Here is a 24,213-nt window from a genome sequence, read left to right as displayed (position 1 = left end):
TCACCCGCATCCTCTCCCGGCCTTCAAAGGCCGGGCAACGAGACGGCTGCCGCTCTGCGGCAGAGGTTTTCAAACACGGCCTAACGCACAGGCCCGAAGTGCTGGCGCACAGCGTCGAAGTGCCAGCGCACAGCCTCGAAGTGATAGCGCAGAGCGTCAAAGTGCCAGCGCATAGGCGCTCTGTGACCCCGCAGAGGCTCTCAGCGGCCCCGCACAGGCTCTCTGCGACCCCGCATAGGCTCTATGCGACCCCGCACAACCGCTATGCGGCCCCGCACAAGCTCTCTGCGACCCCGCATAGGCTCTCTGCGACCCCGCATAGGCTCTCTGCGACCCCGCACAACCGCTATGCGGCCCCGCACAAGCTCTCTGCGGCCCCACACAACCGCTATGCGGCCCCGCACAAGCTCTCTGCGACCCCGCACAAGCTCTCTGCGACCCCGCATAGGCTCTATGCGACCCCGCACAAGCTCTCTGCAGCCCCGCACAGGCTCTTTGCGCCCCCGCACAGGCTCTTTGCGCCCCCGCACAGGCTCTTTGCGGCCCCGCACAGGGGTTTCGTCACCCGCCGGAAGGTTAAAGGCAGCCATTTTGGCACTTTGAGCCAGGGATGTCTGCCCTTCCGGGCCCTCGGGCTCCATCGGGCCGGTGTTGTAGCGCGGAATTCCGATTCCGCGACGGCATCGACTCGGTATCGGAATACCGAGCTACATGGCGCACAGCCGCCGTCCTTGCGAATTACCTTGGGTGGCAGGTTTCCGCGACGGCATCGACTCGGTATCGGAATACCGAGCTACATGGCGCAGAGCCGCCGTCCTTGCGAATTACCTTGGGGCCTTCGTGGCCGGTTTCCGCGACGGCGTCGGCTCGGTATCGGAATACCGAGCTACAAGACGCAGAGCCGCCGTCCTTGCGAATCACCTTGGGACCTTCGTGGCAGGTTTCCGTGAGCGATCAGTGCCGTTTCCGCCGCAGCCAGGCTTTCACCAGCTCCAGCACGGGGCAGATGGATGCGCTGACGAGCAGCACCACGAGCCATTCGTGCCAGGTCAATCCCAGGGTGCCGAAGGGGGCCTGCATGACCGGCCAGTAGAGAATGACGAGCAGCAGCACCAGTTCCCAGGCCACGGCGGCGTTCAGCCAGCGGTTGGCGAAGGGCCGGTGGAACATGCTGAGCAGGCCGGTGCGGAAGTTGTAGCCTTTGAGGAACTGGATGAGCACCAGCGACACGAAGGCCATGGTCTGCGCCTTGGCCAGCTCGTGGCCGGAATCCAACGCCCACAAGAAGAGCCCCAAATTCACCACCGCAGACCACACGCCACCGACGAGGATGAGGGTGACGGATTCACGATCAAATGGCGTGGCCCGGGGGGAGCGCGGCTTCCGCTGCATCAAGTCATCCGCCGGAGGGTCGAGGGCGAGTGCCAGCGCCGGAAGGCCATCGGTGGCCAGATTCACGTAGAGGATCTGGACGGTGGTGAGCGGCAGCGGCAGGCCTGCGAAGGCAGCGCCGCCGAGCAGCAGGATCTCGCCCGCGTTCGAGGACAGCAGGTAGTTCAGATACTTGCGGATGTTGTCGTAGATGCCGCGGCCTTCCTCCACGGCGGCGACGATGGAGGTGAAGTTGTCATCGGTCAGGGTCATCGCCGCGGCCTCCCGGCTCACATCGGTGCCGGAGATGCCCATTGCCACGCCCATGTCCGCCTGTTTGAGGGCTGGAGCATCGTTGACGCCGTCTCCAGTCATCACCACGACCTGCCCGCTCTTTTGCAAGGCCTGGACGATGCGCAGTTTGTGCGCCGGAGAGACGCGGGCGAAGATGTTGATGCCAGCGGCCTGGGCGCGCAGCTCCTCGTCACTCATCGCCTCCACCTCGGTGCCGGTGGCGAGGCGTTTGCCGGAGGTGAGGCCTAATTCGCCCGCAATGGCCTTCGCGGTGACGGGATGATCGCCAGTGATCATGATCACCTCGATGCCGGCGCTGCGGCATTGGGCGATGGCGCCTTTCACCTCCGTGCGGGGCGGGTCCATCAGGCCCACGAGGCCCAGCAGCGTGAGCCCCTCTTCGGCATCGGCCAGTTTTTCGCAGCGTTTCCAGGCGATGGCGAGCACCCGCAGGCCGGTGCCGGCCATGTCGGCGGCGGCGGCGGAAAAACGCTGCCGCGTGGCGTCATCGAGTTCGCTGTCGCCGTCATTTCCGGCCACGTGTGTGCAGTTTGGCAGCAGCATCTCGGCCGCGCCCTTCACATACGCCCGGACGCCGTCCGGTCCGGTGTGCAGCGTGGTCATGCGCTTCGATTCGGAGGAGAAGGGGACCTCGCCGATGCGTGGGAACTCCTGCTCCAGCGCATCCACATCGATTCCGGCCTTCCGCGCCGCCACCACCAGCGCGCCTTCGGTGGGATCGCCCTGCACGACCCACTCTTTCTCCGTCTCATCGAACACGACATGCGCGTCGGAGGACAGTTCGCCGCCTTGCAGCAGGTGGATGGCGCTCCCGGAGGGAGAAACCTGGCTGCCATCGCGCTGAAAGCCGCCGTTCGCATCATAACCGACACCGGTGATCTCCAGGCTCTCATCCCGGGTGACGATGCGCCGCGCGGTCATCTCATCCCGCGTCATCGTGCCCGTTTTGTCCGAACAGATGACCGAGGCACAGCCCAGGGTCTCCACGGCGGGCAGTTTGCGCACCAGGGCATTGCGCCGGGCCATGCGTTGCACGCCGATGGCCAGCGAGATCGTGACCACGGCCGGCAGGGCCTCCGGCACCACCGCGACCGCGAGGGCGATGCCAAACAGCACCACCTCCACCCACGGCTGGCCGCGCAGGAGCCCTGCCGCCACGATCAATACGATGACCACCAAGGCGGAGCGGGCCAGCATCCTGCCGATGTGATCCAGATTCTGCTGCAACGGCGTGCGCGTCTCGTCCACCGTCTGCAGCATGTGGGCGATCTGGCCGAACTCTGTGTCGTAGGCCGTGGCTGTGACCATCGCGCGCCCGCGACCGTGGGCGATGGCGGTGCCGGAGAAGGCCATGTTCCGCCGGTCGCCGAGCGCCGAATCGGCCTCCACGAGAAGATCCGCCTGCTTGTCCACAGGCTCCGACTCGCCCGTGAGCGGCGCTTCATCAGCCCGCAAGTTTGCCGCTTCGATGAGGCGCATGTCAGCCGGCACACGGTCGCCAGCGCGAAGAAACACGATGTCGCCACGCACGAGATCACGCGATGGCACGACCTCCTCGCGGCCATCGCGCAGCACGTTCGCATGGGGGGCGCTCATGCTCCGCAAGGCTGCCAGGGCCTTTTCCGCCCGGAACTCCTGCACAAAGCCCAGCACGACCGAAAGCAGCACGATCACGCCGATGGCGATGGCCTCCACGGTTTCTCCCAGAGCCACGGACAATCCCGCCGCGCCGATGAGGATCCACACCAGCACGTTGTGAAACTGCCGGCCCAGCACCACCCACGCCGAAGGCGCACGCATGGTGGCCAGTTCGTTCGGTCCTTGATCCGCCAGTCGTCTGGCCGCTTCGGCGGAAGTCAGGCCTGCATGCAGGTCGGTCTGGAGTGACTCGGCTGCGTTGGTTGCTTCGATGGTGTGCCAGTTCGGTGCGGGAATCGCAGGCATGTGGTGAATACGGACGCTGTCACGGGTTTGTCCTGAAATCGGCCGTGGCCGTCATGCTGTCCGCCACCTTCGGTCATTTTCTGCCAATAATCAGCGTCGGCGGCGCAATTCCTGGTGCAGTCGTTCCACTTCATCCAGCAGGTGGCTGAGCAGTTTCACGCCGCGCACGTTCATCTCGCAGGCCTCGCGCAGAAACTCCGCGCGGCGTAGCAGGCGCAGGCTGTCGTCATCAAAATCCGGCTGGATCAGGCCCTGCTGCTGATACTCCAGGATGGTCTGGGACGACACGCCGCTGAGTTCGGCCAGCGTGTCAACGGAGTGGGCGGACGCGTGAGAGTTCATGTCAGGCGCGGGGTTGGAAGGTGGAGGTGGCACGCAACTGCTCCCACAGCTTGCGCTCGGCCTCGCTGACCTGTGTGGGCAGCACCACATTGATGGTCACAAAGAAGTCGCCGCGCTCGCCGGTCTTGCCCTTGGGCAGGCCTTTGCCGCGCACCCGCAGTTGCTGGCCGTCGGCCGTTCCGGCGGGCACGCGCAGTTTGATCGAACCATCCAGCGTGGGGACGATGAGCTCCGCCCCGAGCACCGCCTCCCACGGCGCCACGTCCAGCTCGTGATGCAGGTCCGCCTCCCGCGTGGTGAAGTCAGGATGCGCGGCATGCCGCACGCGCAGATACAAATCGCCCGCCTCACCGCCGCCACGTCCCGGCTCACCCTGGCCGGGCACGCGGATGCGGCGTCCGTCCGTGGCACCGGGCGGGATGCGCACCTGGAACTCGTGGGTCTGCGCCTGGCCTGTCTGGCGGTTCGTGGTTTGCAGGGAGATCGGCCGCAGCGTCCCGTGCATGGCCTCTTCCAGCGTCACCAGGATGTCGCCCTCGATGTCATGGCCGCGTCGCGCCCGTCCCTGCCGCGTGGCACCGCCATACTCCTCCTCAAAGCCCTGGCCGCGGGGGAAGCCGTAACGGCTGCCGCCGCCGAAGAACTGCTCGAAGAAATCGCTGAAGCCCGTGCCGCCGAAGTGGAACTCCTGCGACGAGCCGCCTCCGGGGCCGCCGGCCTGCTGCCAGTCGGGTGGCGGCTCGAATCCGCCGGCCTCATTCCAACGCGCGCCGAGCTGGTCGTATTTGCGACGCTTCTCCGGGTCGCTGAGCACCTCGTTCGCCTCGTTGATCTCCTTGAACTTCTCCTCCGCGGCCTTCTTGTCCTTCGCCGTGTCAGGGTGGTATTTCCGGGCCAGTTTGCGGAAGGCTTTCTTGATGTCGTCCGGCGTCGCGTCACGCGAGACGCCGAGCGTTGTGTAGTAGTCTTTGAATTGGGCGGCCATGGTTTGGGGATCGACAGTCTATCAACGATACGAGAATGCGACCTCGAAGCGTTGATGTCATTGTCATTGGCCTTTTATTCTTTGCGCGGCCGTCTCCGGATCTACTTCGCCTTCCACTCGCAGATGTAGCCCACGACGGGAACGTGCGCGTAGGCGTTCCATTCCTTCGGGTGATCGCACCACCGGCCGTCCGTGCCGGTTCGCAGACACGGCTCCTTGCCATCCCGGTTGTTGGGCTGACCGTCCTCCCAGGCGGTGAAGGTCATCTCTGTGCCGTCTGACCAGATCCACCGGCCCTCGACCTTCTCGTCAGTGGCACCCAGCCAGACACGCAGCTTGGTCAATGACTTGATGAAAGCCTGGGTGGGTTCGTCTTGAATCACGACGAGCTGTCCGCCGCGCTGCTTGCACCGGGTCTGCGCCACATGCCAGTTGGCCTTCTCCAGGATGACGGCATACCATTTGCCGTTGAACAGCCTGGCATCGGCCGGCAGCCCCAGGGGCGGCTTCGGAGCGGAGGGTTGTTGAGCTTGGAGCATGCCCAGCCATGCCAGCAGCAAAAGTACGACGCGGATTTTCATGAGAGGCCGAGGCTGGGATAACCGCGCGGCAGACGCAAGCCGAAACAGGTCCTCCCATGATCCCTGCGAGCGCCCGGCGCGGTGGAACCGCTGCAAGGGAGGCTCATCTCCCGCCAAGGCGTGAGGAGAAAACCGGGGAGAAAGGAAGTAGCGATCAGTGCTATGAAAGCGACATCCAGCTCTGCCTCAGCAGCAAAAAAGAAGAAGGGCGCAACCACTGGCGTGACCGCCATCCTGAAGACGCCCAAGAAATCCGCCACCGAGGCGATTCACACCACCGAAAATCCCGGCGCACGGGGCACACACGGCAGCCCGGGACGGACCGAGATCCGCCAGACGACCCATCGGGTCATGGGCTCGCGCATTTCTCAGCGAAAACTCGAGCGGCATGATCAGCCGCGGAAGAAACGCGGCTGACAGGATCCACTCACGGCCACAGCACGAGGATCATCGCCCCGCCGACGAGCGATGCGCCCATCCCGGCCAGCAGCGGGAGAAGAAACGCCCGGGCGCCCAGGACGAGGGCGAGGCCTGATTTGAACACGACATTCGCCATGCCGCCGATCAGGATCATGCGCCAGGCGGTGCCGGTTTCCAGGTGCCCGGTGTTCACCAGCCGCGCCGTGGACAGCGTGATGGCATCCATGTCCGTGAGGCCGGAGATGCCTGCAGCGAGATACAATGCCGACTCGCCAAAGTGTTGCCGGGCGGTGGCGACGATCACCAGCACGACGGCGTAGAGCAGGCCGAAGAGCACCGCGCTTTTCAGCTCCGAGGGCGGTGTCTCGGGCGTGCGGTGCCCGCCTTTCCTGGCGGCGATGCGGTTGCTGACGACGGCGATGATGACAAACCACAGCATCATGAGCCCCACCGGTGGCAGCATGGCCTGCAGATGCTCAGGAGCGGCGATGACCACCTCCACCATCACCCGCACGAACACAATCGCCGACGCGGTCAGAGCGATGGCGGCCAGCGAGAGGCCGGAGGCACCGGCATCCTTGCTGCGGCGGGCGAGGCTGGCGGTGGTGGCCGTGCTGGAGACCAGACCGCCGAAAATACCGGCCAGCGCCGCGCCCTTCGCGGGACCGAGGAACTTCCGCGCCAGATAGGCGGCGAGGCTGATGCCGACGATGAGCACCACCATCAGCCAGATGGAAAATGGATTCAGCACGCCGAGGTAACCCATGTCCTTGTTCGGCAGCACCGGCAGAATCACGAGCCCGGCGAGCACCAGCCGCGCGATCTCGCGCAGATCACCGGCTCCGATGTGGTGCACCATGCGGTGCAGCGGTTTCTTGCTGTGGAGCACCAGCATCACCGTGCCGGCGACCACCACCGAAGTGAGCCGGTGCCCCAGAACAGAAAGCGTGCCCACGGCAAACATCACCAGCATGGCCATCTCCGTGGTGAGGCCGAAATCGGCGTCGTCCAGCTTCCGCTCGGACAGATTCGCCAGGATCACCAGCCCCGCCATCGCCACCAGGGCCGCGGCGATGACCCAGCCGCCGAAAGCGATGGCCAGCAGCCCGCTGAGCCCGCCAAAGAGGGAGACCATGGCAAAGGTGCGGATGCCCGCGACGCGACTGCGCACCCATTCCCGCTGCAATCCGACCAGCAGCCCCAGCGCCAGCGCCACGGCCAGCGATTGCAGGGTTTCCAGAGGTTGGGGCAGGGTGGTGGGCATCTATCAGTAAACGTTTGCCAGACACGGTCGCGACGCGTGCTTGCCATCCGCGCGTTCCCAGTCCAAGGAAAGATTCTTCAAGCCTCCAACCATGTCCATCTGGAACTACGCCAACCCGCAGCTCAAAGATCTCGTCGCCTACGAACCCGGAAAACCCATCGAAGACGTCGCCCGTGAACGGGGTTTGAAGCCCGAGGACATCATCAAGCTCGCCTCGAACGAAAATCCGCTCGGACCAAGCCCGAAGGCGGTCGAGGCGATGAAAAAGGCCGTGGAAGAGGTCCACATCTACCCGGACGGCGCCTCGTGGAAGCTGCGCAACGCCCTCGCCGAGAAGTTTGGCCTCGAAATGGGCAACTTCATCATGGGCTGCGGCTCGAATGAAGTGATCGAGTTCATCGGCCACGCCTTCCTCAAGCCCGGCGACAACATCATCACTGCCGAGCACGCCTTCCTCGTGTACAAGCTCATGGCGAAGGTTTTCGGCGCGGACACCATCGAGGTGCCCGATCCCGGCTACGTGCACGATCTCGACGCGATGGCCGCCGCGATCACGCCGAACACCAAAGAGGTCTTCATCGCAAATCCGAACAATCCCACCGGCACACTCGTAACGCAGGAGCAGATCGACCGCTTCATGGCCAAGGTGCCGGAGCATGTCGTCGTGGTCTTTGACGAGGCCTACTACGAGTTCCTCGATAATCCGCCGGACACGCTCAAATACGTCCGCGAAGGCCGGAATGTCGTCGTGCTGCGCACCTTCTCGAAGATCCAGGGCCTCGCCGGCACGCGTGTCGGCTACGGCATCGCCAACAAGGAACTCATCGACGTGCTCCAGCGCACGCGGCAGCCCTTCAACCTCAATTCCATCGCCCAGGCAGGCGCTTTGGCCGGTTTGCTCGATGAAGAGCATCAGGCGAAGACGAAACGCATCACCGACGAAGGCCGCGACTACCTGCAGAAGCAATTTGGCGCGATGGGCCTCGAATACATCCCGAGCTACGCGAACTTCGTGCTCGTCAAAGTCGGCGATGGCAACGCGGTCTTCAAAGCCATGATGGACAAGGGCGTCATCGTCCGCGCCATGGCCGCCTACAAGCTCCCCGAGTGGGTCCGCATCTCCATCGGCACCATGCCGCAGAATGAACGCTGCATCGAGGTGCTGAAGCAGGTGCTTGGCCGGTAATGGGCGCTTGCGTGTCGCAGGCCAGGAGGTTATTCGTCAACCATGCTTTCATGGGCCGACATTTGCGCGGACAAGTCTCTCCAAGACCTGCCCTACAAGATCGAAACAAACCGCTTTGACCAGATTGTCATGAGTCCGGCCTCGTATTGGCACAGTGATTACCAGGGGGAAATCGGTTTCACGCTCAAGCGTCTTCTTCCACACGGTCGAATTCTCGCCGAGGCAGCGATCCAAACCACTGACGGCATCAAGGTGCCTGATGTCGCATGGATCTCCGTTGAACGTGCGAGGCCTCATCGTCATTCGGTCGCCTTGCCCATCGCTCCCGAGATTTGCGTGGAGGTCACTTCTCCTGGAAATCGACGCTATGAGATGCTCGCCAAGATGCAGCTCTACTTTGCCCAGGGTGCCCAGGAGGTCTGGTTGTGTGACGAGAATGGTCGGCTTGAGTTTTTCCTCCATGATGCGGCGGAGCCTGCGGTGAAATCCCGGCTCTGCCCTGAGTTCCCGCTCCAGATTCAGTGGGAGTGATTTCACCGGCTCCCGCCTCCGGAACTCCATCTTCTTTCTACTTCCGCGCACGATTGCGATTTTGCCTGATGCGCCACACGTCCCGGGCCATGCGCCAGGAGTCGCGAATGAGCCGCACGTGCCCTCCTGGCACTTCGAACCACTCGATCGGCACTTCGAGGAAGGGAACATCGATGTCGTGGAGTGAGGCGAGCAATTCGACATCGAAGGCAAAGCCACGGATGATCAGGAACGGGGCGAAGCGCTCGTAAGCGGCACGCGGCACCAGTTTGAGCCCGCACTGGCTGTCATGGACGCGGATGCCGAGCAGCACGGACACCAGCGAGGCGAAGACGTGGCCGATGATGCGGCGCTTGATCTGCCGGTGCACCCGTCGGCTGAACTGGCCGAGGCGCGAGGCGAACAAGGCGGTGTGCGGCGTGAGCTGCTCCCGCGCATGACCGATCAGGTGCGCGACTTCGGCGGCGGAGCAGGACCCATCCGCATCGACAAAGCCGAGCCAGTCAGCCTCTTTTTCAAGATTCCAGCCGGTGTAAACCGCTCCGCCTTTGCCGAGGTTGTCCGGCATGAACAATGGCTCCAGCAGATGAGGATGCTGTTCACGCAACGGGTCGATGATCGCCCGCATGCGGTCGGCCTCGGGGGCGTCAGAACCATCCTCCACGACCCGGATCGTCACCCCGCCGAGCTGTCGCGTCACCTCGCAAAGCTCCGCCAGAAACGGTCCCACACGGCCGCTCTCCTGGTAGCAGGGGATGACGAGGTGGACGGTGGCTGGCATGGGAGGAGGAAAGATGAATGCCGGGAGGCTGTGCCACGTGACCGGTGGTGGGGAGGATTTATCAGCCGTCCCCGGCCTTGGGAACGAGATTTCACGCGCGTGGCACGAAATCCCGGCGGGCTGGACTGCTGGCGGGAGGGGAACGCCACCAAACAAGCATCGCGATCATCGAATCGTTTTTTCCGCCTGCCGAACCGGGCCGAAGTTGCACCGGCGGCGGGCTGTGTCTTTGTCCGTGCGTCCCTCACGCCATGCGATTTTCATTGTTCGTCCTCAGTCTGCCGTTGCTCACGCTTCTGAGCGCCTGCAGTTCGACGAACCGGCTCCTGAAGGCCGGGCTGGTGGAGCCATCGCCTTTCTTTGAGCAGCCGTGGCTGGCTCAGAATGGCGGCACGCACCTGCCATTTCAAAAAGTCTGGACCACGCCCGACCGCAAGCTGCTGGCGGAGGGCCTGAAAAAACGGAAGCTCTACATCGCTCCGGTCACTCTGGCCTACCTGCGTCCGATGAACAAATCACTGCCTTCCCAGGAAGTGGCGTGGGGGGTGCAACGGCAGGAAGCGGAGATCGCGCTGCGTTTGAGGGAGGAGTTCGTGAACGCATTCCGACGTTCGCCCCATCCGCTTTATCGTCTCGCCAGCAAGCCCGGAGCGGACACTTTGACCCTGCAACTCGCCCTGATCGAACTGCATCCGACCAGCCCGAAAGGCAACGCCGTGATGACCGTGTTGAAGTTTGCCGTGACGCCGATCGCGACACTGGGGCGCTATTTCACGAAGGGAAACATCGCCATCGAGGGGAAGGTGACCGTCGCCACGACCGGGCGTGCCTATTTCCAGTTCGCTGACAACGAGCACGACAAGCTGACCTTCATCAACACACGCGACTTCCAGCCTTACGGCCACGCGGTGAACACGATTCGCGACTGGGCCGTGCAGTTCGAGACGATGACCCGATCACCCCGCGGCTGGCGGGTGAAGGATTCCAGCTCGGTCACACTGCGGCCGAATTGATCACACGGCAGCCGTTTTGAAGGCCTCCAGCAGGCTGGCGAGCTGTGCGGGCGTATGGGAGGACTTCACTTTGGCGATGGCCTCGTTGGCGAGCTGGTCGCAGCGTTCGTTGTCGCTGTGACCGGCGTGGCCTTTGACCCAGTGCCACTGAATCTTGTGGCGGATCGTGGCGGCGTCGAGTTCCTGCCAGAGGTCGGCGTTTTTCACCGGCTGCTTGGTGCTGGTGCGCCAGCCGTTGCGCTTCCATCCGGCGATCCACTCGCGGATGCCGTTGCGGACGTATTGCGAGTCGGTGTGGAAGTCGATCTCGCAGGGCTCCTTCAGGATGCGCAGGGCCTCAATCGCGGCCTGGAGCTCCATGCGGTTGTTCGTGGTGGCCGGAACGCCGCCATTGATCTCACGACGGTGCTTTCCATAGGCCAGCACGGCCGCCCAGCCGCCGGGGCCGGGGTTGCCGTGGCATCCACCGTCGGAATGAATGACGATTTTCTTCACGCCTGCGGCCCGCTGGGTTCTGCCGACCACTCGCGCATGCGACGGTCGATGAAAAACGGCATGAACGGCACGAGCGAGGCGACAAAGACCAGCGCGGCACGGCCCAAGGGCCAGTTCGTGTGATTCAACACGCGCCAGAGCGCGAAGCAGAACAGCACGAACAATCCGCCATGGACCGATCCGACGATCCGCACCGCCAGGGGCATCTGCCACAGGTATTTCAGCGGCATGGCGACGAAAAGCAGCAGCAGCCACGAGATCGCCTCCAACAAGGCCACCGAGCGCAGGAAAGGGACGGGGTTTTTCATTCGAGACCCGCCTTAGCACCGGGATGCAGGCGCATGAAAGCAAAAACTCCGGCCATCTTGCGACAGCCGGAGTTTTGAACGGGAGAATGGAGTTGGTGGAGCATGGGAGCATTGCTCCAATACTCCATCGCCACAGGCGTTTACTTGCCCTTAAGGTCGTTGAACATCGCGAAGCCCTGATCCGGCGTGAGGCCTTCGTGCACGACGCCGCGCACGGCCTTCATCATGGCGATGGGATCTTCGCTCTGGAAGATGTTGCGGCCCATGTCCACGCCGCTCGCGCCCTGCTGGATCGCGTTGTAGCTCATCTTCAGCGCGTCGAGCTCCGGCAGCTTCTTGCCACCGGCGATCACGATCGGCACCGGGCAGCAGCTCGTGATCGTGTCGAACTCCGTGTCGGTGTAGTAGCACTTCACCACGTTCGCGCCGAGTTCCGCCATGATGCGGGTCGCCAGACGGAAATACTGCGGCGTGCGGGCCATCGCACGGCCCACGGCGGTCACACCCATGACGCCAATGCCGTAACGCGAGGCCGCATCGACGAGGTCGGTGAGGTTTTTGAGGCTCTGGCGCTCGTAGGCGCTGCCGATGAAGACCTGCACGGCCAAAACGCTCGCGTTGAGGCGGATGGCTTCCTCGATGTTCAGCGCGGTGGACTCGTTGGAGAGCGGCTCGAAGCCGGGGCGGCCGAACTTGGCCTTCTTGCCATCGAGCTCGCCTTCCCACTCTTCAAACGGGCTGACCATGGAGGTGCCGCCGGAGGCACGGAGGGCGATGGCCTTCTGCGTGGAGGCAGGAATGACGCTGCGCTGGATGCCGCGGGTGAGCATGAGGCAGTCGGCATAGGGTTCGAGGGGCAAAATGGTCTGATCGACACGCTCGAGGCCGGTGGTGGGGCCCTGGAAGTAGCCGTGGTCGAAGGCGAGCATCACCGTGCGGCCGTCCTTGGGATTGAAGACCTTGCTGAGGCGGTTCTTGAGGCCCCAGTCGTACTGATGGGAGCCTTTGAGGAAGAAGCCCGGCGTTTCCTGCGGGACGTTGGTGAAGTATTCCTTTTCCTTCTTGTCAGCAGCGGAGGTGGAGATGTCGGCCATGGTCGTGTGCGGTTCTGAGTTCTTGAGGGGCGCGCATGATGGGCGCGATTCGTTCCCGCGCAAGCATATTGCCAGTGCTTGCAAAACGCCGGTGGCTGTGGTTTGGAGGCGGTTCCCATGTCAGCAAATCTCCTCATTTATCTCGATGGCCAGCTCGTTCCTGAATCCGAGGCGAAGATCTCCGTCTTCGACCACGGCCTCCTCTATGGAGATGGCGTATTTGAGGGCATCCGCATCTACAATGGCCGCGTGTTCCGCCTCACGGAGCACCTGCATCGCCTGTATGACTGCGCCAGGGCGATCTGCCTGACCATCCCGATCAGCTTCGAGGAGATGGAAAAAGCCACGCTGCAAACCGTGGCCGCGAACAATCTGCGCGACGGCTACATCCGTCTCGTCATCACGCGCGGCGTCGGATCGCTCGGTTTGAATCCTTACCAGTGCCCGAAGGCCAGCGTGATCATCATCGCCAGCACGATCTCGCTGTATCCGCAGGAGCGCTACGAGAAGGGCCTGAACCTGATCACCTGCGGCACACGCCGTCCGAATTCTGCCGCGCTCAGCCCGCAGGTGAAGAGCCTGAACTACCTCAACAACATCATGGCCAAGATCGAGTGCCTGCAGGCCGGCTGTGACGAGGGCATCATGCTGAACGACCAGGGCTTCGTGTCCGAATGCACCGGCGACAACGTCTTCATCGTGAAGAACGGCAAGGTCACCACGCCGCCGATCTCCTCTGGAGCGCTCGATGGCATCACGCGCCGCGCGGTGATCGAGCTGCTCGGCGAGATGGGCGTGCCATGCACCGAGTCCGTGATGACACGCTTCGACATTTACACCGCGGACGAGTGCTTCCTGACCGGCACCGCCGCCGAGGTCATCGCCGCCGTGCAGTATGACCGCCGCCCCATCGGCGACGGCAAACCGGGCAAGGTGACCAACGAACTCATCCAACGCTTCAAAAAACTGGCGAACAGCACCGGCACCCCGGTGCCCTATGCCTAAACCGGGCGGGATTCCCTCTGGAATTCCGTGACCGGCGTAGCAGTCTAGCGGCCATGAAACACGCGCGACATCTCATTGGGTGCCTGGCCACGGCTGCCGCCCTGTTTGCCAGCAGTTGTTCGTCCCCACAGGCCACCGTCCAGGCTCCGCCGCAGGAGTCCCGCTACTGGTGGAAAGGGGATGGTGTGCAGGGAAAGCCACGCATTGTGATCAATCTCAGCGAGCAACGTGTGTTCTACTACAAGGGCGGGGAGCTGGTGGGCGTGTCGCCCATTTCATCCGGCCGTGAAGGCAACGGAACGGTCAACGGCCGGTACAGCATCATCGAAAAAGACCTGCATCACCGCTCGTCGCTGTTCGGCGCGTATTTGAACTCCGCTGGAGACATTGAGGTGGGTGACGTTGACACTCGGGTGGATCCCAAACCAGCCGGCACGACCTTCCTCGGGGCAAACATGCGTTATTTCATGCGCATCGTCGGTGGCATCGGCATGCATGAGGGGTATCTGCCCGGTTATCCGGCCTCGCACGGCTGCATCCGGCTGCCGACAAAGATGGCAGCCATTTTCTTCCGCGAAACGCCCCTGGGCACGCCGGTGGAGATCGTCGGTCACGGTTCTCTGGCCGCGAGCGAAGCGGCCATTCCCATCGGTGATGACACCGCCGTCGTGCTCGCGGATGCACCCGTCCCAGCTTCTGCTGCGCCAGTGGCCGGGACGCGATCCAGGCCACGCTACCAGGAAATCGCCATGGTGGAGCCAAGGTCCCGGGCCTCCAAGCCGCAGGAGACGGTGCGCCGGGCCGTGGTGCCGATGAAGAAGCGTCTGAAAAAACTGCGCTACGGCGAAACGCTGTTCCTGGAGGAGTAAGGCGGCTCAAAACTCGCCCCCGAGCGCCAGATGGAGGGCGGCTCGATTGCGCAGACGCTGGGCCTTCACGCTGGTGAGGGAGCTGCGGGCATCAAAAGCACGCTGCCGGGCATCCAGAAGTGTCAGCACCTCGCTCAAACCCTTTTCATACTGTCCTAAAGCCAGTTTTTCCGCCCGTTCAGCCTCATCGGCCGCTCGTTCGAGCGCGGCTTCCTGCTGAAGCAGGAATTGCTCCGCGGCGAGAGCGGTCTCGACCTCGCGGAAGGCGGTGAGCACACTGGAGGCGTAAGTTTGCAGGATCTCGCGGTAACGGCCACGTTGCAGATCGACACCCGCTTTCAACAGGCCACCCTGAAACAACGTCTGGCCCACTTGAGTGCCAATATTCCAGATGGCGGTCTCCGGACGGATCAAGGTCTCGATCTCCTGGGAGGTGCGCCCGGCACCGCCGGTGAGACGAATGCTCGGCAGCATGGCCTTTTTCGCCGCGCTTTCACTGGCGAGCGCGGACGCGAGACGGCGCTCGGCCGCACGCAGGTCGGGACGACGGAGAAGCATCTCCGAAGGCAGGCCGGCCGGGATGCGGCGCTGCAAGGAGGGCAGGGCACCCAGGCCTTTCTCAAGGCTGGCAGGGTAGTTTCCGAGGAGCGTTTCCAGAATGCGTCGTGTCGAATCAACCGTCGCGCTGCGTTGCTGCACCGTCGCTTCCGCGCGTGCCAGATCCGCACGGCTCAGACTGACATCGAGTGCCGCACGATCCGGGTCGATGCCCCGATCTAGCTGGCGTTCCAGGATGCCGAGCTGGGTCTTGCGAGTGGCCACGTTGTTTTGCGCCAAAGCGAGCAGCGTTTCCGCCTCGGCCAGTGTGACAGCGGTCTGCACGGTGTTTGCAGCGAGGGAAAGTCGAGCCGCATGCCAGTCTTCCTCGGCCGCCTCGGAGCCCGCTTTGGCCGCACGGCGTGAATCGGCCACCCGGCCCCAGAAATCGATCTCCCAGCTCATGCTGAGCCAGTTGCCGGTGAATCGATTGGCGATGGCGTTGATGCCCGAAAAGCGCTGGTCGCCTGGACTTTGCGAACGACTTCCGGCTCCGCTGGCGGTGAAGGCAGGGAAGAGACCCGCCCCGGCCTGCATCATCTGTGCTCTGGCTTGTTCGACGCGCGCTCCGGTCGCTTTGAGGCCTGGATTGTTTTCGACGGCCTGCCGGACCAGCGTTTGCAGCTTTGCGCTGCCGAATTCATCCAGCCAGCCGGTGGCGTCATCCGGCTCGATGCGGGGCAGGGCGGTCCACTTCGAAGGCGCCTTGGCGTGGACACCAGCGATGTCGTTTGTGAGGCGTCGGGTGCCAAGAGGCGGGAAAAAAGCGCAGCCGGAGGCCCCCAGGCACACGCATATCAATCCAAGGCCGTGCCTTGTCCTCCGGGACAGGAAGGTTTTCTGTGGCTGGGTCATCCGGCGGTCGGTGGCGGTCATGGCGTCGGGTCACTTCACCATGATCCAGCCCACGACGATCAATACCGGCAGAAGAATGGGGATCGAGAAGCGGGCCATGTAGCCGATGAAAGACGGCGCATGCACCTTGGACTTATCCGCGATGGCCTTCACCATGAAATTCGGGCCGTTGCCGATGTAGCTGCCCGCGCCAAAGAAGACGGCGCCGAGGGAGATCGCTGTGAGATGGGCCGCATGCGCCGTCGTGAAGCCGAGAACATCGCTGGTGGAATCCACTGACAGATGCTCGTGCCCCATGGCTGCCGCCAGGAATGAGAGGTAGGTGGGGGCGTTGTCGAGGAAAGCGGAGAGCGCTCCGGTGCTGAAATAGTATTGCAGCGGCGTGTCGATTTTCACCGCCTCGCCGCTTTGCAGGATCTGCAGGGCCGGAATCATGGTCAGGAAGATGCCGATGAAGAGGAAACCGACCTCCTTCACGGGGCCGAAGTTGAAGTCATTGGCCTCGTGCACCTCCGGCTTGGTGGTGAAATAGGAGGCGGCGGCCGCGGCGAACATCACCAGCGCTGGAATGGAAAACACGCCCAGCACGGTGGTTTCCTGGAGGTTCTTCGGCAGGAACACCGCGCCCAGGACCAGCGCCAGCCACACCACATTCAGCAAGCCGCGGAAAAACCAGTCCTCGTGCGCGGTCTCAAGCTCCCGCACCTCCTTGGGTGCGCGGCGGAAGTTGTGCGCGTCCATCGCATAGAAAATGGCGAGCAGCAGTCCCACCGCCATCGCCCAGGCCTGCCAGCAATGCCCCAGCACCCACCAGAATGGCACGCCACGCAGGAAACCGAGGAACAGCGGCGGATCACCGATCGGAGTGAGGCTGCCACCGACATTGCTGACGATGAAGATGAAGAACACGATGTGGAAGCCGGTGATGCGGTAGCGGTTCATCTTGATCCACGGGCGGATCATCAACATCGACGCCCCAGTCGTGCCGATCACATTCGCCAGCACAGCGCCGATCAAGAGGAACACCGTGTTCACCATGGGCGTCGCCTCGCCCTTCACGCGGATGTTGATGCCGCCAGAGATGACGAACAGGGAGCCGACCAATGCCATGAAGCTCACGTATTCGTGCGCCGCGTGGTGCAGGGGATGCCAGTCTTTTTGCACGAACACATAGTAGGCGGCGGTCACCAGGCCCAGACCGATGGCGACCTTCGGGTAGTGGTGCTCCCAGAAATGCGCGGCAAACAGCGGCATCAGCGCGATGCACAGCAGCAGCAGCGCAAACGGCGCGATCATGCCCATGGATGGAAGCGTTGCGGTGGACGAGGCGACGACGAGGAAATGCATAAAAAGCGACAGAAGGAGGAGGCGGCCCGGCTTGTCAATCAACGCTTGCCCACGACTGGCCGGGAGAAGGTTGGGATCATTCGGGAACGATGGCTGGCTGGTTGCGAGGACCGGCATTGAGGCAAACGCCATGCCAACATGCTGACTAAAAAGGAACAGCGTCAATTGAGAAGGGGGAGCGCATGCCACGTGAAACACGACCGCTGCCTGACTCGATGAGATGAGGCGTTCGGAGTGCGAATCGGTGCGTTCGCCACCTCAATCCGGCCGTCGATCGAGAATCGCCTTCGCTTTTTCCAACTCCGATGCCGCCCAGATCCCCAGCCCGGCCTCGTCGGCCTCGGTGGACCCGGTGATGTGCAGGCGGCGGACGTAATGTTTGTCCAGGAAGGCCACGATCTTCTCAGAGACGCCGAGAATGCCGCGATGCACATGCAACACGGGTTTTTTCTGCTTCTTGGCTGTGCTGACGGCTTTCTGGGCGGTTCCGGTCGCCTTGGCGGCCAGCGTGAAGACGAGCGTGGCCTCCGCATCGCGAACATTCGAACTGATGGCCTCCAGGACATCGTCCGACTCGGTTTCCTTGAGCTTGAACCGCGAATCCGGAGCCTCAGCCGACGCCAGCAGTCCCTTCGGACACCAGCCACCATGCGGCAGCTCATATTTCAAGGTCCATTCCAGAGTTGACCGTTCGACGCCCGTTTGCGCGCCCGAGATGATGACAAGTTTGAAAGCCATGTGCGGCGTCAGAAGAAAACAAGACGGCAGGTGGAGCAAGCAGGAATGTTGAGAGCAGCCCACGAAGGCAGCCAATCCCCAGTGAGTAAAAGCACAATGACACGGCACCATGTGTTTTGGTGTTACATTGATTGGTTGTAGTTAATAATCACGCGTTGCAGACCCAGAATGGGGCCTTTGTGGCTTCAGTCTCCTGCCATTGCCTGCGCTAAACGCCCCGTCGGGCTCAAGGAAGCAACGACAGCGTCTTCTTTTCGCGGGCACTCTGAAACGCGCTATCGACGATCTGCTGGCCGATTCGCGAGATGTCGAGCCGCAGTGGCCCGATGAGCGGAGCGCCGGTCTCCAGATGGTGAATCACGTGCTCCACGGGATTGCGATTCGGGGCCAGAATTTGATCGACGGGCACATCGAAGCCTTCCGGCCGTGCCCTTGTCTGCACGCGAATCGTGGGCTCGTAGTCGTAACACGAAATGGTGCCGTCACTTCCCTTGAGCACGAATCCGCACTTTGGCTGCGGCTGGAAGGTCCACGGATCGGTGAACGTGCCCCAGCGGGTCTCCGCCTTGCTCAAGCCGAACTCGTAGCGGATCGCGGTGATGCTGTGCTCATCGACTTCCAGGCCGGGGGTGGTGTGCCAGGCACAGGTGACTTCCAGCGGCACTTTGCCACCGAGATGCCAGGTGCCCAGCGTGGTGCCGTAGCCCATGTAGTCGAGCAGCGATCCCCCGCCCTGCGACTGGCTGTAAAACCAACTTGCCGCCTTCTCAGCGGCCGTCGGTTCCTTTTCGATCTTGTCAGCGCCATGATACAGCGGCCCGCGATTGCCGCCGTGATGATGGAACTCCAACACCTCGCCGATGAGTCCTTCCTGGATCAATCGGTGCGCCGTCTGCTGACCTGCATCCCACACCAGCGGCCAGTTTACAGTCAGGAGCTTGCCGTGCGGTTTCATGGCGGTGATCATCGCGTCCGCCTCGGCCAGGGAACCGGCGAAAGGCTTTTCCATGATGATGTGAGTGCCGTACGGAGCCACCTTCTCCACCCAGTCACCATGCTTCGACGCGGCCGGGCAAAGGATCACGATGTGCGGTTTCGTCTGTTCCAAGCAGGCACGATGGTCGGTGAAAACCTGGTCGTCCCTCAGGCCAAAATTCCGTTTCGCTTCGGCCATCCGTTCGGGATGCTCATCGCAGACGGCCACGATCTCGGCATTTGGATGGTCTGCGGTCTGCCGCAGCAGGTCGCCCATGTGAAAGTGATCAAAGTTGATGCCTGCAACACGCCATTTTTTGCTCATAGGACCGACATCGAAGCCGGAAGGCCGCAGGATGACAACGACTAAATCAGCATTGCCGTGCGAAGTGCATGTCTGATAGGCTTTACTTCCAATCCCAACTCAATGCGCCCATGAATCCCAAACGTACCATTGTCATCTTCATGGCCACCTTCGCGGCCATCTGGATCACCGACCTCCTCATCCACCAGCTTGCCATGCAGGCCGACTACGTCGCCTCCATGCATCTTTGGCGCTCGTCGGACACGATGAAGCACTTCCTCAAATGGCTCGTGGTCGGCCAGTGCATGGCCGCCGCCGGGCTGACCGTGATCTGGATCAACCGCTGCGCTGCGAACACCGTGACCATCAAATCCGCCGCCCGCTTTGGCTTCTTCGTCGGCCTCATCGGCACCGCTTACGCGCCGGTCTTTTACGCGGTCATGCCGCTGCCGGGCATGATCTGTGTGAAGTGGGCGGTGTTTGGCATCCTGCAGAGCATCGTGGTCACTTTGGTGCTGTATTTCACCACGAAGAAACTCGCCCAGATGGGCTGATCCCACCGTTAATGGCTGTGAATGAAATCCGCGACACGCCCGGACGCCTGCTGTTCGGTTGGGTGGTGCTGCTGACTTCGTTGGTCGTCCTGTCCTGGCGCATTCATCTGCGGCAGACGGAATATGAGTGGACCGAGTATCCCACGGCGCTGGGTGACACGAACTACTACGCCGCTTTGGGGCCGGATGACCGTTACCAGCCGAACCTGCGTTTCAAAGGCCAGGAGAAAGGCCTCTATCGGCGCATGGCAGACGCAGCCTCGTTCGAGGATGCCAGCATGTTCAAGCTCGCGCTCGACAGCACCGGCAGACACCACGTTTACCAAAGAGCCGATGATTTTGGCAGCGCCAAGGCACCGGTTTATCTCAAGACGGCCGAAAACCGCTACATCGAGTTCGGCGCGCGAAAATTTTACCCGCCGTATGTGCCGACGGTCCCTGCGGCACAGTGATGGTTGTCCGGAGCCGTCTGACCGCGTCATAGGGGCACAAAACCGGCCCACAGAATGCTCTTGGCACCCTGCCAAATCTCCCTTTACTCCGCGCCCCCGAACTCCCCCTCCACCACTCATGCCCATCGCCCGCGCCTTGCTTTCTGTTTCTGACAAAACCGGTCTCCTCGACTTCGCCAAGGGGCTCGCGGCGCTCAACGTGGAGCTGCTTTCCACCGGTGGCACGGCAAAGCATCTGAAGGAAGGCGGATTGCAGGTGATCGATGTCTCCGAGCACACCGGGTTTCCTGAAATGTTCGACGGCCGGGTCAAAACGCTGCATCCAAAGGTCCACGGCGGACTCCTCCAGCGCCGCGACAACGAGGAGGACAAGAAAAACGCCACCAAGCACGACATCCCCGTCATCGACCTCGTCGTCGTCAATCTCTACCCCTTTGAGCAGACGGTGGCCAAAAAAGACGTCACGCTTGAGGAGGCCATCGAAAACATCGACATCGGCGGTCCTTCCATGCTCCGCTCCGCGGCGAAAAACCACCGCTGGGTCACTGTCATCACCGATCCGGCCGATTATTCCGTCGTGCTCGACGAGATGAAGGAAAACGGCGGCGACACCACCCTCGCCACCCGTGAGCGTCTCGCCTGCAAGGTCTTCCAGCGCACCGGCAGTTACGACTCCGCCATCGCCGCCTACCTGAACAAGGAGCAGGTCACCCAGAAGACCTTCAATCTTTCCCTGCCGCTCTACGCCGAACTCCGTTACGGCGACAACCCTCACCAGAAGACCTCCCTCTACGGCAACTTCGGCGACTACTTCTCCAAGTTGCACGGCAAGGACCTCAGTTACACCAACGTGCTCGACATCGAGTCCGCCGCGCGCATCGCCCTCGAGTTCCGGCGCCCCACCGTCGCCATTTTGAAGCACACCAACCCCTGCGGCGTCGGTTGCGCCGATGAGGACCTGCGCGAGGCCTGGGACAAGGCCTTCGAGACCGACAAGCAGGCTCCCTTTGGCGGTGTCATTGTCGTCAACCGCAGCATGACACTCGGTCTCGCCCGCATCATCTCCGAGATCTTCACCGACGTCATCATCGCGCCCGACTTCGATGCCGATGCACGCGCCTTGCTGCAGAAAAAGAAAAATCTCCGCCTCATCCAGATGCTCCCCGGCATCGCGGAAGCGCTCGCCGAGCCCGTGATCCGCTCCGCTCCCGGCGGTGTCATGGTCATGGACAGCGACGCACGTGCGCTCGGACTCGACGATCTCGAAACCAAGGTCAAAACCATCCGTCCGCCCACCCGTGAGGAACTGGAGGCCATGCGCTTTGGCTGGCGCGTCGTCAAACACGTCAAATCCAACGCCATCGTCTTCGCCTCCCATGACCGCACCCTCGCCATCGGCGCCGGCCAGATGAGCCGCGTCGATTCCTGCCGCATCGCCGTGTGGAAGGCCAAGGAAGCCGGACTCAGCCTCAAAGGCAGCATCGTCGCCTCCGACGCCATGTTCCCCTTCCCCGATGGCCTGCTTGCCGCGTCCGACGCCGGTGCCACCGCCGCCATCCAGCCCGGCGGCTCCGTGAAGGACGAGGAAGTCATCGCCGCCGCGAACGATAGCAAGATGGCCATGGTCTTCACCGGCTACCGCCACTTCCTGCATTAAGAGCGCATGCGTGGCACTCCAGCGAATGGGGTGCCGACGGTCTCACATCGATGCCAGCAGTGCATCGGCCTTGCGAGCCAGTTCGAAGTCTAGATGAGTCAGTCCACCTGAGCTGTGGGTGCTGAGAGTCATCGTGACCTTTCTCCACCCTACGCGGAGGTCGGGATGGTGGTTCATCGCCTCGGCAACGTGGGCGATTCGATTCACAAAATCGATTCCAGCGAGATAGCTGGGGAATGAGCACTCTTTGACGAGTTCCTTCCCCTCGATCCGCCAGCCTGTCAGTGACGCCAGGGCCTGCTGGGCGGCCGTTTCATCCAAAAGCGCGGGTTTCATGAGCCAGCATCGTCCTGGGGCGCGCGGCTTCAAGTATCGGAATTGCATTCCCTCTGGCTCTGGACTAGATACGCCGCCCCCTGAACCGCCCCCGGAATGTCCATCGCCAACACCCGCAATTTCTCCATCATTGCCCACATCGACCACGGCAAGACCACGCTTTCTGACCGTCTGTTGGAGTTCACCAAGACCATTACCCAGCGTGAGCAGCAGGATCAGCTCCTCGATGCGATGGATCTGGAGCGTGAACGAGGCATCACCATCAAGGCGCATCCCGTGTGCATGAACTACAAGGCGCGTGACGGGCAGATGTACAAGCTGAACCTGCTGGACACTCCGGGCCACGTCGATTTCAGCTATGAGGTCAGCCGTTCGTTGGCCGCCTGTGAGGGGGCGTTGTTGCTGATTGATGCTTCCCAGGGAGTGGAGGCGCAAACCGTGGCGAATTTGAACCTGGCAATGCAGCAGAATCTGCATGTCATCCCGGTGATCAACAAAGTCGATCTTCCCAGCGCCGACATCGACAAGTGCAAACGGCAGTTGGAGGACATCCTGCAGCTTCCGGCCGATGAGGCTGTGCCTGCGAGCGCCAAAATGGGCATCGGAATCGAGGACATCCTTGAGGCGATCGTTGCCTACATCCCTCCGCCCAAGGACCCGGGTGACGGCTACCTCAGGGCTTCCGTTTTTGACTCAGTGTTCGACGCGTATCGTGGGGTGGTGAGCTACGTCCGCGTTGTCAGTGGAACCATCATTCGCGGGCAGAAGGTTCGCATGATGGCCACAGGTCTTGATTACGAAATCAAGGATGTGGGCATTTTCCGGCCGAAGATGACGACGTGTGAGAAGCTCGAAGCCGGGGATGTGGGCTATCTCATCGCCAATGTGAAATCGACGGCGGATGTCAAAATCGGCGATACCATCACAGAATCCCGCAAGCCCTCGCCACAGCCGCTGCCGGGCTTCAAGGAGATCCATCCCCTGGTGTTCAGCGGCATTTATCCCGTGAGCACGGATGACTTCGAGGCGCTCAAGCTCGCCGTGGGCAAGCTTCAAATCAACGACGCGGCCTTCACCTTCATGAGTGAGAGCTCCGCCGCGCTCGGCTTCGGCTTCCGCTGCGGCTTTCTAGGCCTTCTGCACATGGAGATCGTGCAGGAAAGGCTCCGGCGCGAATTCAACATGGACGTCATTTCGACGTATCCTTCGGTCATTTATCAGGTCCGCAAGACCGACGGCACCGAGATGGAGGTGGACAATCCCTGCTTCCTGCCGTCGGCCCAGGAGATCGACGAGATCCGTGAACCCATGGTGAAGGTGAACATCATGATCCCGAACGAATACATCGGTGACATGATGCAGCTGGTCATGGACAAGCGTGGAATGGTGAACAACACGGAAACGTTGGACGATCGTCGTGTGCTGCTGCACACGGTGATGCCGCTCAATGAGATCCTGGTCGATTTCAACGACAAGCTGAAGTCCATCACCCGCGGATACGGCAGCATGGACTATGAGCACGCCGGCTACGAGCCTGCGGAGCTCGTGAAGATGGACATCCTCATCGCGGGCGACCCCGTGGACGCGTTTTCCTGCATCGTGCATCGTTCGAAGGCGGAAAGCCGCGGTCGTCAGCTCTGCGGCAAGCTCAAGGAGGTCATTCCCCAGCAGCTCTTCGTCGTCGCCATCCAGGCGGCCATCGGCGGGAAGATCATCGCCCGTGAATCCATCAGCGCCCTGCGCAAGGACGTGACGGCGAAGTGCTACGGCGGCGACATCACCCGCAAACGCAAGCTTTTGGAGAAGCAGAAGGAAGGTAAGAAGAAGATGAAAGCCATCGGCAAGGTGAACATCCCCCAGGAGGCGTTCATTGAGGTGCTGAAGACGAACTAGA

24 protein-coding genes are annotated in these 24,213 nt (G+C 62.3%); 10 read left to right on the top strand and 14 right to left on the bottom strand.

The window, feature by feature from the left end; translation table 11 throughout:
* Positions 1–954: 954 nt before the first annotated feature.
* The 4 genes from IAE77_RS10730 to IAE77_RS10715 form a co-directional block, all read right to left on the bottom strand.
* Complete coding sequence (locus tag IAE77_RS10730; RefSeq protein WP_294225957.1) at positions 955–3,630, bottom strand: cation-translocating P-type ATPase; 2,676 nt, start codon at positions 3,628–3,630, stop codon at positions 955–957.
* A 90-nt stretch (positions 3,631–3,720) separates the two neighbouring features.
* Entirely contained in the window at positions 3,721–3,972 is a 252-nt protein-coding gene (locus IAE77_RS10725) for a chaperone modulator CbpM (protein WP_294225954.1), read from the bottom strand.
* Position 3,973: 1 nt separating this feature from the next.
* Positions 3,974–4,957, bottom strand: a complete 984-nt coding sequence (locus IAE77_RS10720) for a J domain-containing protein (RefSeq protein WP_294225952.1) — start codon at positions 4,955–4,957, stop codon at positions 3,974–3,976.
* A gap of 101 nt (positions 4,958–5,058) precedes the next feature.
* Positions 5,059–5,538 (bottom strand): C-type lectin domain-containing protein, encoded by a 480-nt coding sequence (locus IAE77_RS10715; RefSeq protein ID WP_294225948.1) that lies wholly within the window; start codon positions 5,536–5,538, stop codon positions 5,059–5,061.
* A gap of 222 nt (positions 5,539–5,760) precedes the next feature.
* On the opposite strand from IAE77_RS10715, the gene IAE77_RS10710 reads away from it, so the two are divergent.
* Positions 5,761–5,955 carry a hypothetical protein gene (locus tag IAE77_RS10710; protein WP_294225945.1) on the top strand — a complete coding sequence of 65 codons (195 nt, stop codon included), beginning with the start codon at positions 5,761–5,763 and terminating at the stop codon, positions 5,953–5,955.
* A gap of 10 nt (positions 5,956–5,965) precedes the next feature.
* Here IAE77_RS10710 and IAE77_RS10705 read toward each other — a convergent pair whose 3' ends face one another.
* Positions 5,966–7,222 carry an MgtC/SapB family protein gene (locus tag IAE77_RS10705; RefSeq protein WP_294225942.1) on the bottom strand — a complete coding sequence of 419 codons (1,257 nt, stop codon included), beginning with the start codon at positions 7,220–7,222 and terminating at the stop codon, positions 5,966–5,968.
* A 91-nt stretch (positions 7,223–7,313) separates the two neighbouring features.
* Here IAE77_RS10705 and hisC point away from each other — a divergent pair, with 91 nt between their 5' ends.
* A complete protein-coding gene (hisC, locus tag IAE77_RS10700) occupies positions 7,314–8,408 on the top strand; it encodes a histidinol-phosphate transaminase (RefSeq protein WP_294225940.1) in 1,095 nt (364 codons plus the stop codon).
* 42 nt (positions 8,409–8,450) lie between these two features.
* A complete protein-coding gene (locus tag IAE77_RS10695) occupies positions 8,451–8,939 on the top strand; it encodes a Uma2 family endonuclease (protein WP_294225937.1) in 489 nt (162 codons plus the stop codon).
* Positions 8,940–8,976: 37 nt separating this feature from the next.
* Here the strand turns inward: IAE77_RS10695 and IAE77_RS10690 are convergent, their stop codons facing one another.
* A complete protein-coding gene (locus tag IAE77_RS10690) occupies positions 8,977–9,720 on the bottom strand; it encodes a glycosyltransferase (protein ID WP_294225934.1) in 744 nt (247 codons plus the stop codon).
* A 251-nt stretch (positions 9,721–9,971) separates the two neighbouring features.
* Between IAE77_RS10690 and IAE77_RS10685 the strand changes: the two genes are divergently transcribed.
* Positions 9,972–10,733, top strand: a complete 762-nt coding sequence (locus IAE77_RS10685; protein WP_294225931.1) for a DUF3313 family protein — start codon at positions 9,972–9,974, stop codon at positions 10,731–10,733.
* Here the strand turns inward: IAE77_RS10685 and rnhA are convergent, their stop codons facing one another.
* The 3 genes from rnhA to IAE77_RS10670 all read right to left on the bottom strand — a co-directional run bounded on the left by rnhA (position 10,734) and on the right by IAE77_RS10670 (position 12,630).
* The gene (gene rnhA, locus IAE77_RS10680) at positions 10,734–11,228 is read right to left on the bottom strand and encodes a ribonuclease HI (protein WP_294225928.1); all 495 of its coding nucleotides are present in this window, start codon (positions 11,226–11,228) and stop codon (positions 10,734–10,736) included. It lies immediately after the preceding gene.
* A complete protein-coding gene (locus IAE77_RS10675; RefSeq protein WP_294225924.1) occupies positions 11,225–11,536 on the bottom strand; it encodes a DUF3817 domain-containing protein in 312 nt (103 codons plus the stop codon). Before IAE77_RS10675 ends, rnhA begins: the two co-directional genes overlap by 4 nt.
* 140 nt (positions 11,537–11,676) lie before the next feature.
* Positions 11,677–12,630: a 3-hydroxy-5-phosphonooxypentane-2,4-dione thiolase gene (locus IAE77_RS10670; protein WP_294225921.1), complete on the bottom strand. Its 954-nt coding sequence runs from the start codon at positions 12,628–12,630 to the stop codon at positions 11,677–11,679.
* Positions 12,631–12,747: 117 nt separating this feature from the next.
* Between IAE77_RS10670 and ilvE the strand changes: the two genes are divergently transcribed.
* Both ilvE and IAE77_RS10660 read left to right on the top strand, forming a co-directional pair.
* A complete protein-coding gene (ilvE, locus tag IAE77_RS10665) occupies positions 12,748–13,635 on the top strand; it encodes a branched-chain-amino-acid transaminase (RefSeq protein ID WP_294225918.1) in 888 nt (295 codons plus the stop codon).
* A gap of 53 nt (positions 13,636–13,688) precedes the next feature.
* Positions 13,689–14,504, top strand: coding sequence for a L,D-transpeptidase family protein (locus IAE77_RS10660; protein ID WP_294225915.1), 816 nt, complete (start codon positions 13,689–13,691; stop codon positions 14,502–14,504).
* Between the two features lie 6 nt (positions 14,505–14,510).
* On the opposite strand, the gene IAE77_RS10655 is transcribed toward IAE77_RS10660, so the two are convergent.
* From IAE77_RS10655 to IAE77_RS10640, 4 genes are all read right to left on the bottom strand, one after another.
* Entirely contained in the window at positions 14,511–15,977 is a 1,467-nt protein-coding gene (locus tag IAE77_RS10655; protein ID WP_294225912.1) for an efflux transporter outer membrane subunit, read from the bottom strand.
* A 9-nt stretch (positions 15,978–15,986) separates the two neighbouring features.
* Entirely contained in the window at positions 15,987–17,252 is a 1,266-nt protein-coding gene (locus IAE77_RS10650) for a sodium:proton antiporter (RefSeq protein WP_294225909.1), read from the bottom strand.
* 309 nt (positions 17,253–17,561) lie between these two features.
* Entirely contained in the window at positions 17,562–18,041 is a 480-nt protein-coding gene (locus IAE77_RS10645; protein WP_294225906.1) for a putative molybdenum carrier protein, read from the bottom strand.
* A gap of 226 nt (positions 18,042–18,267) precedes the next feature.
* The gene (locus IAE77_RS10640; RefSeq protein WP_294225959.1) at positions 18,268–19,293 is read right to left on the bottom strand and encodes a Gfo/Idh/MocA family oxidoreductase; all 1,026 of its coding nucleotides are present in this window, start codon (positions 19,291–19,293) and stop codon (positions 18,268–18,270) included.
* 158 nt (positions 19,294–19,451) lie between these two features.
* Between IAE77_RS10640 and IAE77_RS10635 the strand changes: the two genes are divergently transcribed.
* The 3 genes from IAE77_RS10635 (at position 19,452) to purH (ending at position 21,983) form a co-directional block, all read left to right on the top strand.
* On the top strand, positions 19,452–19,874 hold the full coding sequence (locus tag IAE77_RS10635) for a hypothetical protein (RefSeq protein ID WP_294225903.1): 423 nt from the start codon (positions 19,452–19,454) through the stop codon (positions 19,872–19,874).
* Between the two features lie 11 nt (positions 19,875–19,885).
* A complete protein-coding gene (locus IAE77_RS10630; protein WP_294225901.1) occupies positions 19,886–20,326 on the top strand; it encodes a hypothetical protein in 441 nt (146 codons plus the stop codon).
* Positions 20,327–20,444: 118 nt separating this feature from the next.
* On the top strand, positions 20,445–21,983 hold the full coding sequence (gene purH, locus IAE77_RS10625) for a bifunctional phosphoribosylaminoimidazolecarboxamide formyltransferase/IMP cyclohydrolase (protein ID WP_294225898.1): 1,539 nt from the start codon (positions 20,445–20,447) through the stop codon (positions 21,981–21,983).
* A gap of 42 nt (positions 21,984–22,025) precedes the next feature.
* On the opposite strand, the gene IAE77_RS10620 is transcribed toward purH, so the two are convergent.
* Positions 22,026–22,319 carry a 4a-hydroxytetrahydrobiopterin dehydratase gene (locus tag IAE77_RS10620; RefSeq protein ID WP_294225895.1) on the bottom strand — a complete coding sequence of 98 codons (294 nt, stop codon included), beginning with the start codon at positions 22,317–22,319 and terminating at the stop codon, positions 22,026–22,028.
* A gap of 96 nt (positions 22,320–22,415) precedes the next feature.
* On the opposite strand from IAE77_RS10620, the gene lepA reads away from it, so the two are divergent.
* A complete protein-coding gene (gene lepA, locus IAE77_RS10615; protein ID WP_294225892.1) occupies positions 22,416–24,212 on the top strand; it encodes a translation elongation factor 4 in 1,797 nt (598 codons plus the stop codon).
* The last annotated feature ends 1 nt before the right edge of the window (position 24,213 follow it).

It is taken from the genome of Prosthecobacter sp., from assembly GCF_014879935.1.
Classification (GTDB): domain Bacteria; phylum Verrucomicrobiota; class Verrucomicrobiia; order Verrucomicrobiales; family Verrucomicrobiaceae; genus Prosthecobacter.
Note: the sequence above shows the minus strand (reverse complement) of the source record. Positions and strands in the feature narration are given on the sequence as shown.